7 protein-coding genes and 2 pseudogenes are annotated in these 15417 nt (G+C 49.9%); 6 read left to right on the top strand and 3 right to left on the bottom strand.

Features of this window, described 5'->3' with window-relative positions; all coding sequences use genetic code 11:
- Nucleotides 1–2: 2 nt before the first annotated feature.
- From MKY59_RS16045 to MKY59_RS16030, 4 genes and pseudogenes are all read left to right on the top strand, one after another.
- Nucleotides 3–2987 carry a sugar-binding domain-containing protein gene (locus MKY59_RS16045; RefSeq protein WP_339272286.1) on the top strand — a complete coding sequence of 995 codons (2985 nt, stop codon included), beginning with the start codon at nucleotides 3–5 and terminating at the stop codon, nucleotides 2985–2987.
- Between the two features lie 21 nt (nucleotides 2988–3008).
- Nucleotides 3009–5726 carry a family 78 glycoside hydrolase catalytic domain gene (locus MKY59_RS16040; protein ID WP_339272285.1) on the top strand — a complete coding sequence of 906 codons (2718 nt, stop codon included), beginning with the start codon at nucleotides 3009–3011 and terminating at the stop codon, nucleotides 5724–5726.
- A gap of 25 nt (nucleotides 5727–5751) precedes the next feature.
- Nucleotides 5752–7543 (top strand): annotated as a pseudogene (locus MKY59_RS16035) (L-fucose isomerase).
- A 77-nt stretch (nucleotides 7544–7620) separates the two neighbouring features.
- Nucleotides 7621–9525 carry a DUF2961 domain-containing protein gene (locus tag MKY59_RS16030; protein WP_339272283.1) on the top strand — a complete coding sequence of 635 codons (1905 nt, stop codon included), beginning with the start codon at nucleotides 7621–7623 and terminating at the stop codon, nucleotides 9523–9525.
- A gap of 317 nt (nucleotides 9526–9842) precedes the next feature.
- Here the strand turns inward: MKY59_RS16030 and MKY59_RS16025 are convergent, their stop codons facing one another.
- The 3 genes from MKY59_RS16025 to MKY59_RS16015 all read right to left on the bottom strand — a co-directional run bounded on the left by MKY59_RS16025 (nucleotide 9843) and on the right by MKY59_RS16015 (nucleotide 12972).
- Complete coding sequence (locus tag MKY59_RS16025) at nucleotides 9843–11312, bottom strand: carboxylesterase/lipase family protein (RefSeq protein ID WP_339272281.1); 1470 nt, start codon at nucleotides 11310–11312, stop codon at nucleotides 9843–9845.
- Nucleotides 11313–11505: 193 nt separating this feature from the next.
- A complete protein-coding gene (locus tag MKY59_RS16020) occupies nucleotides 11506–12075 on the bottom strand; it encodes a 3'-5' exonuclease (protein ID WP_339272279.1) in 570 nt (189 codons plus the stop codon).
- Between the two features lie 51 nt (nucleotides 12076–12126).
- On the bottom strand, nucleotides 12127–12972 hold the full coding sequence (locus tag MKY59_RS16015; RefSeq protein ID WP_236412773.1) for a radical SAM protein: 846 nt from the start codon (nucleotides 12970–12972) through the stop codon (nucleotides 12127–12129).
- A gap of 340 nt (nucleotides 12973–13312) precedes the next feature.
- On the opposite strand from MKY59_RS16015, the gene MKY59_RS16010 reads away from it, so the two are divergent.
- Together MKY59_RS16010 and MKY59_RS16005 are read left to right on the top strand one after the other, a co-directional pair.
- Complete coding sequence (locus MKY59_RS16010) at nucleotides 13313–14074, top strand: helix-turn-helix transcriptional regulator (RefSeq protein WP_339272277.1); 762 nt, start codon at nucleotides 13313–13315, stop codon at nucleotides 14072–14074.
- A 13-nt stretch (nucleotides 14075–14087) separates the two neighbouring features.
- A pseudogene (locus MKY59_RS16005) lies at nucleotides 14088–15408 on the top strand (replication-associated recombination protein A).
- Nucleotides 15409–15417: the final 9 nt, after the last annotated feature.

Genomic DNA, 15417 nt, shown 5'->3' with positions numbered 1-15417 from the left:
CGATGACACACATCTCATATTACCGTACAAATGAAAGCGAACGCTTTCTGGACGAAGTTCAGGACGAGGCCTATGCCCGTTCCTCGCTGCATGGGGATGCATGGGTGGAGATGGACAGCCGCATTCCAGTCCGCTATACGACAGATAAAGCGCACACTCCAATAGCATCCCGCCATGCCGGTGCAGAGCCATCACCTGATTTCACATATGCCAATCCCCACAACGATCGCAATTCTTCCTCCGAAGAAACATTACTTCTGTCCGGAACCTGGCGAATGAAGGGAGGCGAGGCGGCTGATCATGGAGATCCGGCGCCTGCGACGGGCTGGTTTGGGCGAAAAGCCCGGGCGAGTGAAGGCATGCGGGAACGTTGGTACGAACCGGCTCACGATCGGAGCGATTGGCTGGAAGTCAGCGTGCCCACAACGGTGCAAAAAGCGCTGGTTGATCAGGAGCTGCTGGAAGATCCCCACTGGAATACCAATACTATCGATGAACTGGAGCATCACGGCATGCCTGAAGAGACCCCCGTCTGGTTCCGCAGGACACGCGTGGAATGCAAGGAATGGTGGTTTGCTACGTCATTTGAACTGCCTGAAGAATGGGTGGGGCGCCGACTTTCCTTGCAGTTCGACGGGATCGACTATTCGGGCACCGTATTTCTCAACGGCGCATCGCTGGGACATCATCGGGGCATGTTTGGCGGCCCCATTCATGACATTACAGAATTGGTTCGATGTGATAAACCCAATGTGGTTGTCGTTCGGCTGGACCCTGCACCTCGAAGCTGGAACGGCCTGATGAAGCCAAGTCCGGGCTTTGGCTGGCATTATGGACACCTCATTTCAATCGGCATCTGGAAGGATGTACGGGTGGTGGCCGAACCGGATATAGCTTTGCTTGATCCGTATGTTGTAACCCTGTCCCACACCTCGGATGAAGCTGTGCTTCACTTGGAGTTTACGGCTGAGAGCAGTCTCGTTGAGCCAGTGGAATTATCCATCAAAGGTTATATCCGATCGAAGAAATCGAAAATGGATGTTGATTCATTTGACCCCGATAACCAAACATGCTGCCAAAGGGATACCCATTTTACTTATTCCATTGAAGTGCCATATGGTCGCAGCAAATTCAGTACCGTGATCAGACTGACCGATCCCGAGGTTTGGTGGCCGGCGGGTTACGGTGAACAGCCTCTCTATGAGCTTGTGTTATCTGGATCAAATTTTGAGCCCATTAAAGTTGGGAAAGCTCACACGTCTTTTGGCATCCGCACGCTTGAAATGCGCCCTATGACCGATGCAGCTCCGGAAACGGAATATCGCTGGCAGTTTGTCATCAATGGCGAGCCAATGTTCATCAAAGGCGCTAACTGGTGTTGGCCTGATGCCATGCTCGACCAGCAGAAAGGGCAGTATGAACGACTGCTGGAGCTCGCGCGCAGGGGCAATGTGCAGATGCTCCGGGCATGGGGCGGCGGGTTGGTGGAAAGTGACGAATTTTATAATCTGTGTGATGAAAAAGGCATTATGGTCTATCAGGAATTCCCGCTCTGCTGGGGTCCGCCCGATTCACCGCTGACTGACCTCGGCGTCATCGACCGGCAGACCGTGCTTTCGGTGAAACGGCTGAGGAACCATCCTTCCTTGATCATGTGGGGCGGCGGCAACGAAAACGGCAATCATGGCGGTGCAGATGAAGGACTCTTTCTGGTTGGAAAAAGATGCCGCGGATACGATCCGTCCCGACCGTTCCATCGAACCGATCCATGGGGCGGCAGCGTGCATAATTGGAACGTATATCACGGGGGTGAACCCTTGGATGAGGCAACGTTAGCGACGCCTTCGGTGTTTTACGGCGAATTCGGCATTCCAAGTCAGACCAATGTTTCAAGCTGTCTCCGCTATATGCCGGAGGAAGAACTGGCGTCATTTCCTCCAACCGAAGACAGCAGGGGCTGGAAAGCGCATTTTCACCAGTTCGGTCTGAAGGATGTCATTAAAGTCATGCGTTACGCCGCATACGGACCGATCCGCGACTGGCAGGACTACATCAACTACTCCCAGACCGCTCAAGGTGATGCGATCCGGCTGACCGCTGATGTACAGAGGGCAGGAACAGGGAGAGACAAGAGCGGCTTTTGGTACTACAAATTCACGGATTGTTTTCCCGGACATTCGTGGGCGGTGGTCGATTTTTACGGTACACCGAAGCTGTCCTATTATCGTGCCAAACAGGCTTCACGTCCGCAAAATGCTTTTATCACCTGCGCCAAATCGGATGCGTGGCAGCCAGATGAAACGTTCCGCGCAGCACTGCATGTCGTGAACGATTCGCGTAACGTCCTTATAAATGCAGCTATCCAAGTCTCGATGTACGACAGCCAATTAACCGAGATGACAACGTGGAATTATCCGGCGCTAACCTTGAAGCCCGGGCTGGCGAGCTGCATCGATCAGCTGGAAGTAACTTTGCCGGAAGAATCAGCAATTCGGCCGTTCTTGATTGCCGTCATGCTTCATGAAAGCAATGGAATGCTCGTGTCCGATCAGTGGTATTGGTTCAATGCCCAGCCGAAGACCCCAGAGCTGATAACTTTTGAGAGGGAGCATCGGCATCAAGCAAACGAATATCCGGGCGATCAGGCCAAGCAGGCGTTTGCATTGTACGCCGAACTCTCCGATGCACCGCTGCGTGAACTTCCGCGCACCACGCTTGAATGGTCTGTTGAGACCCAAGACAAGAACGATTTCATTGCCATTCGAAACATGGGAAACGTGCCTGCGATTCGGGTGATGATTCACCATTTTCCCGACGAGTGGGGTTGTTATCTGGATGACAACGATTTTGGACTGCTTGCGGGAGAAGAGAGACGCATCCCGTTTGAAATCGGTCCTGAGGTGATGCTGGACGGAATTACTGTAAGTGCTTGGAATGCGTTTGAGACATCCCGGAGCGGCGTGCCCATCATAAGCAAATCGTGCTGACTGACAGGAAGGAGCAATAACATGACATCCATGAAGACCATGGTGGAAATGAAGGAGAAATCAGGATCTGACGAATGGTATGCCAAGTGGATTACGCGCCCCGTAGTCCAGCCTCATGACTGGTTTTCATATCAGGCAGAGGTCATTCTCAGCGTGGAAGAAGGTGGTGCCGTATTTCTGTTCGGTTATCGTGATGAAGGCAATCACTGCGGTATTGAACTGCATGAGCATGAAGAAGACATACAGCAGACGCTCGTTTACATTTATCGCGTTGAAGAAGACGTACGCCAGGCTTTGGGGAAGATTGTTTTACCTGCGTTGCACAAACTTCCTCCACGTCTTTCGCTCAAGATACGTACGGAAGCCGGGGAATGGCAAGTATCCATAGATGAACATTACACGCATCGCTGCATGGCAGCGGATTATGAAGGAACGATTGCATTCCGGACGACAGACGGGCAAAAGGCAACCTTCCGTGATCTGAAGCTCAGCGGGAGTGATGGCCGCGTGCTGTACTCCAACCGCTTTTATGATCCGAAGACGACTCATTTTACCACAGGCACGATTAGCCCTTCGGGGAATGGGCTCGTGCTTGAGGAAAACATGCTGTCGATCTGTGAGGCACCCCTTCCTGTTGACAGCCCTCAGTTTCGCAAAACATTTGAATTGCCGTCATCTGCACTCGAAGCCAGACTGCGCATCTATTCGGTAGGTTGGTATGAGCTTTGCATCAACGGGAACCGGGCGGACAACCGTGTTCTGGCTCCAGCCAATTCGCCGTATTCCCGCAGAATGCTCTATGACACCTATGACGTGACCCATCTGCTTCAAGAAGGAGAAAACGTACTCGGCGTGTGGCTCGGGAATGGTTACCATTTCAATTATTCGCGGTGGGGATGGAAATGGAATCGGGATAAAGCCTTTATCCTGCAATTGGACCTCCGGTTTGAGGATGGCGGCACGCGCACTATCATGACGGACGAATCTTGGTCATTCGCGTCAAGCCCGATTCTTTCCAACGATATCTATGACGGGGAGTCCTATGATGCACGACAGGAGCACATCGGTTGGGATCAACCGGGATTTCTTAAAAACGGGGATTGGTCGAGGGCTGTAACTGCCGAACCGCCTGTCGGCAAGCTTGAAGCGAACACCCAACCTCCTGTTGTGCCTCGCAACCCGGTTGAGCCCATCGCTGTCTTTCGGCCACGTCCGGGCGTGGGCGTATACGATTTTGGTCAAAACATGGCAGGGTGGGTTCGCATTCAGGTAACCGGTCCTGAAGGCAGTCAAGTGCGGCTGAGATACAGCGAGCTGGTCGATGAACAAGGCAGCATCGATCCCTGGACGAATCGAAATGCCAAAGCAACCGACACGTACATTCTCCGCGGGGAGCCGGAAGAACGTTATGAACCTCGGTTCACTTATCACGGCTTCCGTTATGTGGAAGTCAGCGGTGAAACAGATCATCTCTCCATTCAGGCTATTCCCATTCATGCAGATGTCGAGCCGGCCGGCAGTTTTGAATGTTCGGATGAAGGCATCAATCAGCTCTACAGCAATATTCGTTGGTCGTACCTCAACAATCTGGTCAGCATACCCACGGATTGCTGTCAGCGTGATGAGCGCACGCCTTGTCTCATGGATTCCGCTGTCGTTGAGGAAGCCGGCATGCACCATTTCCATATGCAGAATTACTACCGCAAATGGCTCGGAGATATTGAAGAAAGCATGACCAACCCGGACTGGAGCGGGGACAAAGTCTTCCTTCCTTGGCGTCTCTATCAGCATTACAACGATCTGGATACTTTACGCCAGAGTTATCCGTCCATGAAAGCATATATTGACCATCTGCATCAGGTATGGCCAGACCATCAGGTGAAGGATGGCTTTGGGGACTGGTGCCCTCCCAATGATGATGGTTGGGAAAACTACTTTCACGAAGTCGAACTGGTGAATACAAGTATTTACTACAAAATCACGTCCATTGTCGCCGAAACGGCGGTGATCCTGGGCATGAGCGCAGATCATGAACATTATTCGGGGCTGGCTCGGGATATCCACCAGACCTTTCATCGCCATTGGAACTTGGGGAACGGTGTTTACGGCAGCGGTTCCCAGACCGCTCAGCTTCTGCCGCTCGCGTTTGGCATGGTGCCGGTCAAAGAGCGGACCTCAGCCGCAGAGCGGCTTGTGGAAGCTATCTGGGAACACGGCGGTCATCTTCATACAGGCATCTATGGCACAAGATATTTGATTGACGTACTGGCGGACTACGGGTACATCGATGTTGCCTATGAGCTTCTGAGCAAGAAGGAATATCCCGGCTTCGGATACCAGATTGAGCGCGGAGCCACGACGCTCTGGGAGCAATGGAGCGAGAAAGGTGGCATGCATTCCCATGACCACGCCATGTTCGGGGGCATCAGCGTTTCTTTTTACACGCGACTGGCTGGCATTAGGCCCGACTCGCCAGGTTATGAAAAAATATGGATCGAGCCGATCATCCCCTCAAAGTTGGAACGGGTGAGCGCTTCGCTAAGGACGGCACATGGAACCATTGCGGTAGCATGGAAGAAAGACGAGGCAGGTCTGCATATGGAGGTGACGATCCCTGAAGGAACCACAGCCACGCTTGTTGTGCCTCCTGATATAGTAAATGCCGCGAAACTGCGCCGTTCTCACAAATTGAACCCGGGACGACACGTCTTCTCCATCCCAATCGGTACGATCCGATAAAATATGCAGAAAAGGGGAAATACAGATGACGGATATGACGCATCGTTATGAAAACGGATTTCCAAAGATCGGCATTCGCCCGATCGTGGATCGCCGCAAGCTTGTAAAGGCTGCGCTAGCTGGCAGCACGATGGAACTGGCGCATGAAGCTGCTGCTGCGATTACCTCCGTTCTCCGGAACCCGGACGGCTCCCCAGTGCAGGTTGTCATCTTTGATACATGCATCTCCGGAATGAGCGAAGCAGCCCGCTGTGCCGAGCAATTCAGGAAGGAAGGCGTCGGCGTCCTGGTCACGGTAGCAAACGGTTGGTGTTATCCGCTTGAAACGATGGAAACGGATCCAACCCTGCCGCACGCCGTCTGGGGATTCAATGGCACCGAACGGCCCGGTGCGGTCTACCTGGCTGCGCTGCATGCGGCGCATAACCAGAAAGGCCTGCCCATTTTCAAAATCTACGGCAGGCATATTCAGGACCGGGAGGAACGCAATCTGCCAGAGGATGTTAGGGATCAACTGATCCGGTTCACCCGTGCGGGTCTGGCTGTTGCACTGCTGCGAGGAAAATCCTATCTGTCGATCGGCTCCGTCTCCATGGGCATCGCAGGTTGTGTTGTAGACGAAGATTTCTACCAGCGTTATCTGGGCATGCGCAACGCCTATGTGGACATGACTGAGGTTGCGCGCAGGCTGGAGAAACATATTTATGACGAGCAGGAATTCCACTCAGCTATGGCTTGGGCCGAGCTTCATTGCAAAGAAGGACCTGATCCCAATCCGGAATCGGTTCAAATCGATCCAGAGAGCAAAAAGGAAAACTGGAAAACTTCCATCCGCATGACGTTGATCGTGCGTGATCTGATGATTGGCAATCCCAAACTGGCCGAGTTGGGATATGAAGAGGAGGCGTATGGTTATAACGCCATTGCTTCCGGGTTCCAGGGACAGCGTGAATGGACCGATCACCTTCCCAGTGCGGATGTGCTGGAAGCGATTCTGTGCAGTTCATTCGACTGGAATGGCATTCGCGAACCCTATATGGTCGCCACCGAGAACGACAATCTGAACGCCATCACCATGTTGTTCAATCACTATTTGTCGCATACCGCCCAGATTTTTGCCGATGTTCGCGCGTTTTGGAGTCCGGAAGCCGTGAAACGAGTGACAGACTGGCAGCCGGATGGCTTGGCTGCGGCAGGGTTCATGCATCTGATCAATTCGGGACCGGCGGCGCTTGATGGAACGGGGGAGCAGCTTCGCGACGGTCAGCCCGCGATGAAGCCTCACTGGGAGATTGAAGAACAGGAGGTCCAGGCTTGCCTAAATGCTGTAAGCTGGCGACCAACCTATATGGACCAATTTGCAGGCGGAGGCTATTCTACCGACTTTACAACGCGAGGGGGAATGCCCGTCACGATGGCACGCATTAACCTCATAGCAGGGCTGGGGCCGGTGCTTCAGCTTGCGGAAGGGTATACTTTGGAGTTGCCGGAGGAAGTACATCAACGACTGGATCTGCGAACGACGCCAACGTGGCCGACGACATGGTTTGTTCCGAAACGGGTAGCAGGTGATCCGATATTCGATGACGTCTACAGCATGATGGAAGCCTGGGGTTCGAACCATTGTGCTGTAAGCTATGGCCACATCGGAGCCGACTTGATTACGCTTGCGAGCATATTGCGCATTCCGGTTAACATGCACAATGTTGAAGTAAAAGCGCATTTTCCGGCCTAGCGCCTGGTCAGCATTTGGCACGAAAGATCCGGAAGCTGCAGACTACCGTGCTTGTGCTGCATATGGCCCGTTGTATGGCTGAGCTGAGAGGATGGCAGGATTGGAAATCGTTTGTGACTATGGACAAGTAATCATTTATGACTCGGAGGTTGCAGGCCAATGATGACCCATTTACAGCCTAAAGGGATTGGCAACATGGAAAAGTTCGACTTGCTTCCTGTGCTAAAAGACGGCGTGCAGGTTCACTATGAAGGAAGCATCGACAAGCAGGGACGCAATGCGGACTGGGACTGGTGGCTTTATAAGGACGGGAAGGAGTGGGTGATTTTTGATTATTGCGGTCCAGGATGCATCTATAATTTCGTCCAACACCGTTATCCCGATAGTCCGGAACCTACCTTTTCTTTTTATTTTGACGGCGAGGATACGCCCCGATTTGTGATCAAGGCCTCCGAATTCGGGAGTAAATTTCCTTTCGTAACTCCACTGGCAGACGCTTATATTGGGCCCGAGGACAATGGACGCGGACCTATTCGCGTAGTCCGAAGTTATGTCCCTATGCCCTTCAAGAAATCATGCAGAATTACCTCGGATATTCAACTGAAAGGAGCAGCCAAAGGAGATGGCGGTTGGGGTCATGTCATTTATCATTCCTATAGTGACTCTGATCAAGTGGTTACGTTCACGGGAAAAGAAAACTATGCCCCGCTGATCGAAATGTGGTCTCGGGTTGGTGAAGATCCCAAAACGGCCGTGGAATGCAAGTCTCGATATTACGAAATGTTGACCGTTAAAGCAGGGGAGAAGCTAACCATTCTGGAAGAGGTCGGGCAAGGCAGTATCGCCTCCATAAGCGCTGCATTCAATCCCCACTCCTTTTCATCCGAAGACCTGCAGCACCTTTGGATCAAAGCAAGCTGGGATAAACATGAACAACCGGATATTTGGTGCCCCATAGGTGTATTCTTCGGCAACGAGCTTGGATTTAATCCTGTCGGCGTACTGTCGCACGGAAGAAGAGGGGACGGATTGTTCTATAACTATTTCTCCATGCCGTACTGGGAGCATGCGGTGATTGAACTGGTGAACAAAGGGAACCGTGACGTATGGTTATCCGAATTAAACATTGAATTTACAGAAGAGCGGAACGCTGTTTATGAGAAGGGCCGAACCGGTTATTTTCGCACATCAAAATATTATGAACGCCAGGCAACAGCAGGATCGGACAGCATCATCGGTCAACTCAAGGGAAGAGGACACATGGTAGCTGGTCATGTAACAGGTTTTACCCATAAACCGGGCACGATCAGCTGTGAGGGCGATGTCCGTGTGCATATTGACGGCAATGCGACACCACAAGTTGAAAGCGACGGTTCCGAGAGCTGGATATGTTATGGTTGGGGGTTTCCCACGCCGCCTGAATGTAATCCATCGAGCGCCTATGACGGAATTCCTGACAACCCGTGGTCCATGGTCAGAATGTGCAGCGGTGACTGGTATCCGTTTCAGACGGAGCTCGTATTTGGTATCGAAGCAGGCGAGCATAACAACCAGTATCTCGAACATTCAGGCATTCTGTTCTACTATGGTGTGGACGATCCGGGAATGGTTCTGACGGACGAAATGGATATTGGCGACCCCTCATCTGAGAGGAACCATGATTACAAAACAGAAGGCAGCCGCGGTTACTACACTCTGGATTCAGCTTATGAAGGGGATCAAGACGATATCATTATTCGCGATAGTGGGCATGAAACAGACGGTTATAGTGAATTCACAATCCGCATCAGGGAGGACAACAGCGGCGTAAGGCTGCGGCGGCGATGCGATCAGATCACAGGGAGACAACGGGCTTTCGTTCATGTAGATGGGGTGAAAGTAACAGAAAGAACGTGGTACACTGCGGACCGAAATCCCTACAAACGATGGTTGGATGATGAGTTTGTGATCCCTGCATCTTATACCAGAGGCAAGAGGGAGCTGCATATTCGAATCGAATTTATTCAGGACGGAGAGGCCAGAGCATGGAACGAATTCCGTTATTGGGTATATACGATGAACTAGAGGAACGGTGCTGATGATTGATAAGGTATCGGGACAGTTGTGGGCAAGTTTATGTTTTTGTCATTTAAGCAACAATATTCCTGTCCCCGGACAGCCTGATCTGTCGAGGGACAAGAACATATTCCCATTGAAGTCGCTATTTTGGCGGCTTTTTTGTTCTATAAGTACAAGTTATTGTCCCAATCCAAGGACAATAACTTGTACCGATGTTCATAGTCAATTCCCTGTTCATGAAGCTGTTCTCACGTGCTGTGGCGGGCCGCCGGCGCTGCTAAGTGAGTTGGATCGGTGCGGGACCCCGTGCGCGTTGGGGCCGTTCAGGGCCGTTCAATGCCCTCGAAGATGCGCAGGACCTCGGCCGCATGGGCGGTGGGGTCGAATGGTGGGTTGCCAATCCCATGTGTGATAGGTTCCGTGGTCACGGAGCTCCAAAGCCGATCGTGCTTGCCTGCGGCAAAGTCGAGGAGAGCGTCGCGGACGAAGGTGTCCCGGATGGCTTGCTCGTCGCTATGTCGGGGGCGTTGCTGGCCGACGATGCCGTACATCTCCGTGCCGTGTACGGCTGGCGCACCCTCGACAGGGCCAACGGCGAGCAGGTGGGCGTTGCCGCCTGCAGCGGCGTGGGCGAGTGCCGCACGGGCGGCGGGCAGGGTATAGAGGTAGTCGGTCAAGAGCGCCCCGCGTACTTCGACAGGAGTTCGTCCGTTGACGTCGTAGGCGGCGACGATGCGCCGAGCACGGCTTCGAGGGATCCGCGACTTCGTTACCAATTCGTCAACGAGGTTGTCGATGCTGCCCGGGTCGAACTGCTCGGTCGCGTTGATAACCCACCAGTCCCCCTCGTTCGTCGCCGTGCTAAAGAGAATGTCGACGTCGCGGTGACGCCCGGATTCGAGTACACGCAGCGGCGTGTCTGCGAGAATGGCCCCGGTCTGAGAGTGGTCGTTCACGATGCCAATCGTCGTGTTGTCGATGCCGTTTCGGTCGCCGATGTCACGTGGGCTAATCTTAACGAGCGTCTCGGCGAGGAGCTTCCCATCCAGGGTGAGCAGTTGTTCGGGTTCGTCCGCGATGCCGAGTTCGGTGAGAAACTTGATCGCTAGTTCTTCTGCCCACCAGGCCGGAACGATCCGGGATGCGCCGCCGGAGAACGCAGCGAGGCGCTGGTAGAGGCCGTCGGCCGCCGGAGCTGCAAGGAGCGCTATCGAGGAGAACGCGCCGGCGCTGTGACCGGTGACGGTGACGTTCTGAGGGTCGCCACCGAAGCGAGAGATGTTCTCCTGCACCCATCTGAGCGCGGTGATGATGTCCTGCAGGCCGAGGTTAGTGGCATCCGCGAACGCGCCGCCGTATTGGGAGAGCGAGAGCCAACCGAACGGGCCGAGCCGGTAGTTTAGGGACACCCCGATGGCCCGGCCGGTCGCGGCGAGACCTGAGGCGTTCGAAGTGGTCTGGGTGTTCGCGCCGCGTTCGAAGCCGCCACCGTAGATGTAGACGACTACGGGGAGCGGTTCGTCGCCAGCGTTTTCGGGTGCCCAGACGTTGAGGTTCAGGCAGTCCTCGCTGAATCCGTTGTCGGCCTCCAACCAGCTATTGTCGCCCGGTTGGAGCGGGGCGGGTCCCTTTTGGTCGTATGGCAGATCCGGGTTGAACGGCAGCAAAATGGGTCGGCGGAAGCGTTCTGCACTAGCGTAGGGGATGCCTAGCCAGGAGCGGACCGCTTGACCGGCGGTATTAGTGTTGTTCGTGTGATGATTCTTTCCGTTGAGAGTATGGTCAGGTGTCATTTGTATTTCTCCTTTCATAGGTGAAGCGGTATGATCATTTTAGGCCATTGTTTATAATAAGAAAAGGTGAAATCAAGACTTGATATGACATATTTGGGACATGTCAGTCAAACCCATCTGCCTTAGAGTGATTAAGGATGCTGTGTTGGTGTGTACACGTCCAACATGAGAGAAGATATCTTGAATGCCGCAGCTACCGAGTATACCCACCTGAATACAGTGATCCCGCCTGAAATCCCAGGGATTTCGCAAAAAGCAGTGGATCACATTCCTCTTGCTGTTCCATTAGCTTTAACATAATTTGGGCACATGCCCGGGCATCGTCGAGTGCGTTATGGTGATTTAGGCGAATTCCGAAATGGTTGGAGATGATGTTTAATTTATGGGAGGATAGCTCTTGTAGCAGTTTTTTCCCAATTCTGTACGTACATAAATATTGTATCTCAGGATAGCTTTTTTCAGCGGCATCTAAGCAATACCTCAGCACGCTTATATCAAAAACAGCATTATGTGCAATGATAATTTCTCCGGATATTAGTGGTTCAATGGTTGTCCATAGTTCTCCAAATACAGGTTGCTTGTCAACCATGGAGGGTGTAATACCGTGGATGGCCATATTCATTCGATTAAACGGCTGTTGTGGATCAATTAGCCATTCATATTCACCAGTTACAATCCCATCTCTAACTTGAACTAAACCCAGAGAGCACGCACTCGATCGGTTCAAGTTTGCGGTTTCAAAATCAATTGCTGTAAAATTCAACGGTTCATTCTCCTTTATCTTCCTATCCCTTAAAAGAAGGATAGGCCCCGCCTATTCAAGCACTTTTCCTTTTAAGGGATAAACCTTATCGGAAGAAATGAATATCATTTCCTCCGGAAAAAACTTTTTAAAATACTTTTCCACTCTAAGATGAATATCCATTTGATACCATCCGGACAACTCGTTCTCTTTAAACAAAAATGGCATGCCTAAGCGCTCGGAACGTTTCCCCCTTGTTCCATCTCCAATGTTAAGTGTGTCGATGTAGATCCGATCAACGATGGACTCCAGTGTTTTAGGAAAATCGGGTGTGAATGGAAGAACAGGCGAAATGGAAGCTTGGGTAGCGATGCCTACGTTATTCACTTCTTTTAATGCCTTCAAGCGTAACTTAATACCTGGAGCATGGGGAGCGAACAATCGTTTCATATCTTCCCGATCTGTTTCTATAGTCATAGAGACAAGGACCTCGCATTTTTGATTTAGTTCAAGTAATAAATGAAGATCCCTTACGACAAGAGGACTTCGTGTTTGGATCTGAAGGAAATCCGGAGGGTATTTGATCATTTCCTCTAAAATAGAGCGTGTTAGCTCCGTCTTCCGTTCCAGTGGTTGATAGGGATCTGTTGCAGTAGACATAAAAAGATGAATGGACTTATTTCTCCGGCGGAGATTGACCATCTCATTCCGATATTTGTCGGCCGCATTTGTTTTGATGCTTACCCATTCTCCCCATGGAGTATCACTGTACCTTTGAATAGGCAATTCCCTAACGTAGCAATACCTGCATCCAAAAGCACAACCACTATAAGGATTTAATGAATGTGTGAAACCAACACTTGAATCTCCTTTCATTTCAGTTAAGATTTTTTTTGCTGTTATGCTGTTAACCTGCATGTTAGCCTCCCATATTTCGGATGCTGATACTAAATTAAAGAGCGATCAGATCAATCCAAGTAACGCGAACTGACTGCCTGTTTTGTTTCGTCCCAATATTATGGTATGATCATTTTAGGTCATTTATCAGATTTGATGAAGGCAAAAACGGGAAATTTAATGATACTTTACAGACATTTCGCTTCGTCAAATACTCTTAAAGGAGGTTCGTGTAATCGTTCATTCATTCAAACAGGAAAATAATATAAGACCTCTTAAATATAAACCCGTGTTTTCTTACCCCTACGATCTGGAGATTTTTAGTGTATCTTCTCTCAAAGAGCGAACACCAGAGGAACGTATGAAAATCACTTATCGTTATGAATTTTATATGCTCATTTGTGTCACGGAAGGAATGTGTACTCAATGGGTCGATTTTGAACCCATCGCTTGTAAGGAAGGAACACTGATAATAGTAACACCAGGACAAGTCCATAATTTTGGACATGATGAAAACTGGGACGGATGGGTCATTCTATTCCGTGAAGAATTCCTTCTTCCTGCTTCACTTACGTTGAATGAACTGAATTTAACGTTTGATATCGGAAGAACGCCTAATAGTTTGACTTTAAATAATACAGAGCTGCATCGGGCAAACACTTTAATCGAGCAAATGGTTCAAGACTCTTTAATTCAAGTAGCCAAAGAGGATGTTCATATGTTGTTACGGTTTCAGCTTTATGCATTCGTAGCATGGCTCAACATTATTCATAAACAAAAAAATATCCCTACTCCTTCTCAGGTCTCACCAAAGTTTTTAAAATTTCAAGAATTAGTGGAGAAAAATTTTGCCAAGTTAAATCATGTTAGTGACTATGCCGCCCTTTTAAATTGCACAGAAAAAACGTTAACACGGGTTACGGTCGCAGCTGTTGGAATAAGTGCTAAAGCTTTCATATCCGCTCGAATTAGTCTCGAAGCTAAACGTTTATTAATGCATACAGATTACTTGATTAGCGACATTGCAGAAATGCTTAATTTTCAAGAAACCACTCACTTTAGTAAATTTTTCAAACGGGAAACTGGCTATACGCCTGTAGAATTCCGAAAGCAGAACCTTTAAATGGAGTGATACTGTGATACAAGGAACATTATTTGATAATGAACATGATCGACCGTTGGCTAATCGTGTGCGTCCTCAATCGTTGGAAGACTTTATCGGACAAAAACATTTACTTGGCCCTGGAAAAGTTCTGCAGGATATGATCAAAAATGATCAAGTGTCTTCTATGATATTTTGGGGCCCTCCAGGTGTTGGCAAAACAACACTAGCTAAACAATCAAACCAAGTCTAAATTTATTGATTTTAGTGCTGTAACCAGCGGTATTAAAGATATCCGGAATGTAATGAAGGAAGCTGAGGGAAACAGGCAATTAGGGGAGAAAACCCTTCTATTCATCGATGAAATTCATCGCTTTAATAAGGCACAACAGGATGCTTTTCTTCCGTATGTGGAAAAAGGAAGCATTATTCTCATCGGCGCGACAACCGAAAATCCATCGTTTGAAGTTAACTCGGCTTTGTTATCCCGCAGCAAAGTTTTTGTCCTTCATCAATTAAGCAGTGAAGATATTGTTGAATTATTAAAAAAAGCGATTTTGGATCCTAGAGGATACGGAGATCAAAAGATCGGTTTTGAAGAGGGCGTACTATCTGCTATCGCGGAATATTCAAACGGCGATGCCAGAGTGGCATTAAACACCTTAGAAATGGCTGTGCTAAATGGAGAGAAACAAGCTGAAGCTATTGAAATCAGCAAAGAAGGGCTGCTTCAAATTATTCATCGAAAATCATTATTGTATGACAAAGATGGAGAAGAACACTACAATATCATTTCAGCATTGCATAAATCCATGCGAAATAGTGATGTAAATGCATCTATTTATTGGTTGTCTCGAATGTTGGAATCAGGGGAAGATCCTTTATTTATTGCTCGTAGGCTCGTTAGGTTTGCAAGTGAGGACGTGGGTTTGGCAGACAATAGGGCTTTGGAAATCGCTGTTTCTGTGTTTCAAGCATGTCAATTCATAGGGATGCCAGAGTGCGATGTACATCTAACACAAGCCGTTATCTATCTGACCCTGGCTCCCAAATCAAATTCTGCTTACTTGGCTTACCGTTATGCGAAAAAAGATGCCCTACATTCCATGAGTGAACCTGTTCCTTTGCAACTTCGAAACGCTCCAACGAAGCTTATGAAGGAGCTGAACTATGGTAAAGGGTATCAGTACGCCCATGACACGGAAGAAAAGCTAACAACGATGCAGACTATGCCAGATTCCCTGATCGGACGCGAATATTACCATCCGACAACACAGGGGTCTGAATTTAAAATTAAACAAAGGATGGAAGAAATTACAGCATGGCACAAGAAGAAAAACACCAATCATGAATAGGCTTTACAG

Origin of the sequence: Paenibacillus sp. FSL W8-0426 (genome assembly GCF_037969725.1) — a bacterium.
GTDB lineage: Bacteria > Bacillota > Bacilli > Paenibacillales > Paenibacillaceae > Paenibacillus > Paenibacillus hubeiensis.
Note: the sequence above shows the minus strand (reverse complement) of the source record. Positions and strands in the feature narration are given on the sequence as shown.

Excerpts from the sequence above, each read along its gene's own strand:
- MKY59_RS16040 (WP_339272285.1), top strand. The coding sequence starts at position 3,009 with ATGACATCCATGAAGACCATGGTGGAAATGAAGGAGAAATCAGGATCT.
- MKY59_RS16045 (WP_339272286.1), top strand. The coding sequence starts at position 3 with ATGACACACATCTCATATTACCGTACAAATGAAAGCGAACGCTTTCTG.
- MKY59_RS16010 (WP_339272277.1), top strand. The coding sequence starts at position 13,313 with ATGAAAATCACTTATCGTTATGAATTTTATATGCTCATTTGTGTCACG.
- MKY59_RS16030 (WP_339272283.1), top strand. The coding sequence starts at position 7,621 with ATGATGACCCATTTACAGCCTAAAGGGATTGGCAACATGGAAAAGTTC.
- MKY59_RS16015 (WP_236412773.1), bottom strand. The coding sequence starts at position 12,972 with ATGCAGGTTAACAGCATAACAGCAAAAAAAATCTTAACTGAAATGAAA.
- MKY59_RS16025 (WP_339272281.1), bottom strand. The coding sequence starts at position 11,312 with ATGACACCTGACCATACTCTCAACGGAAAGAATCATCACACGAACAAC.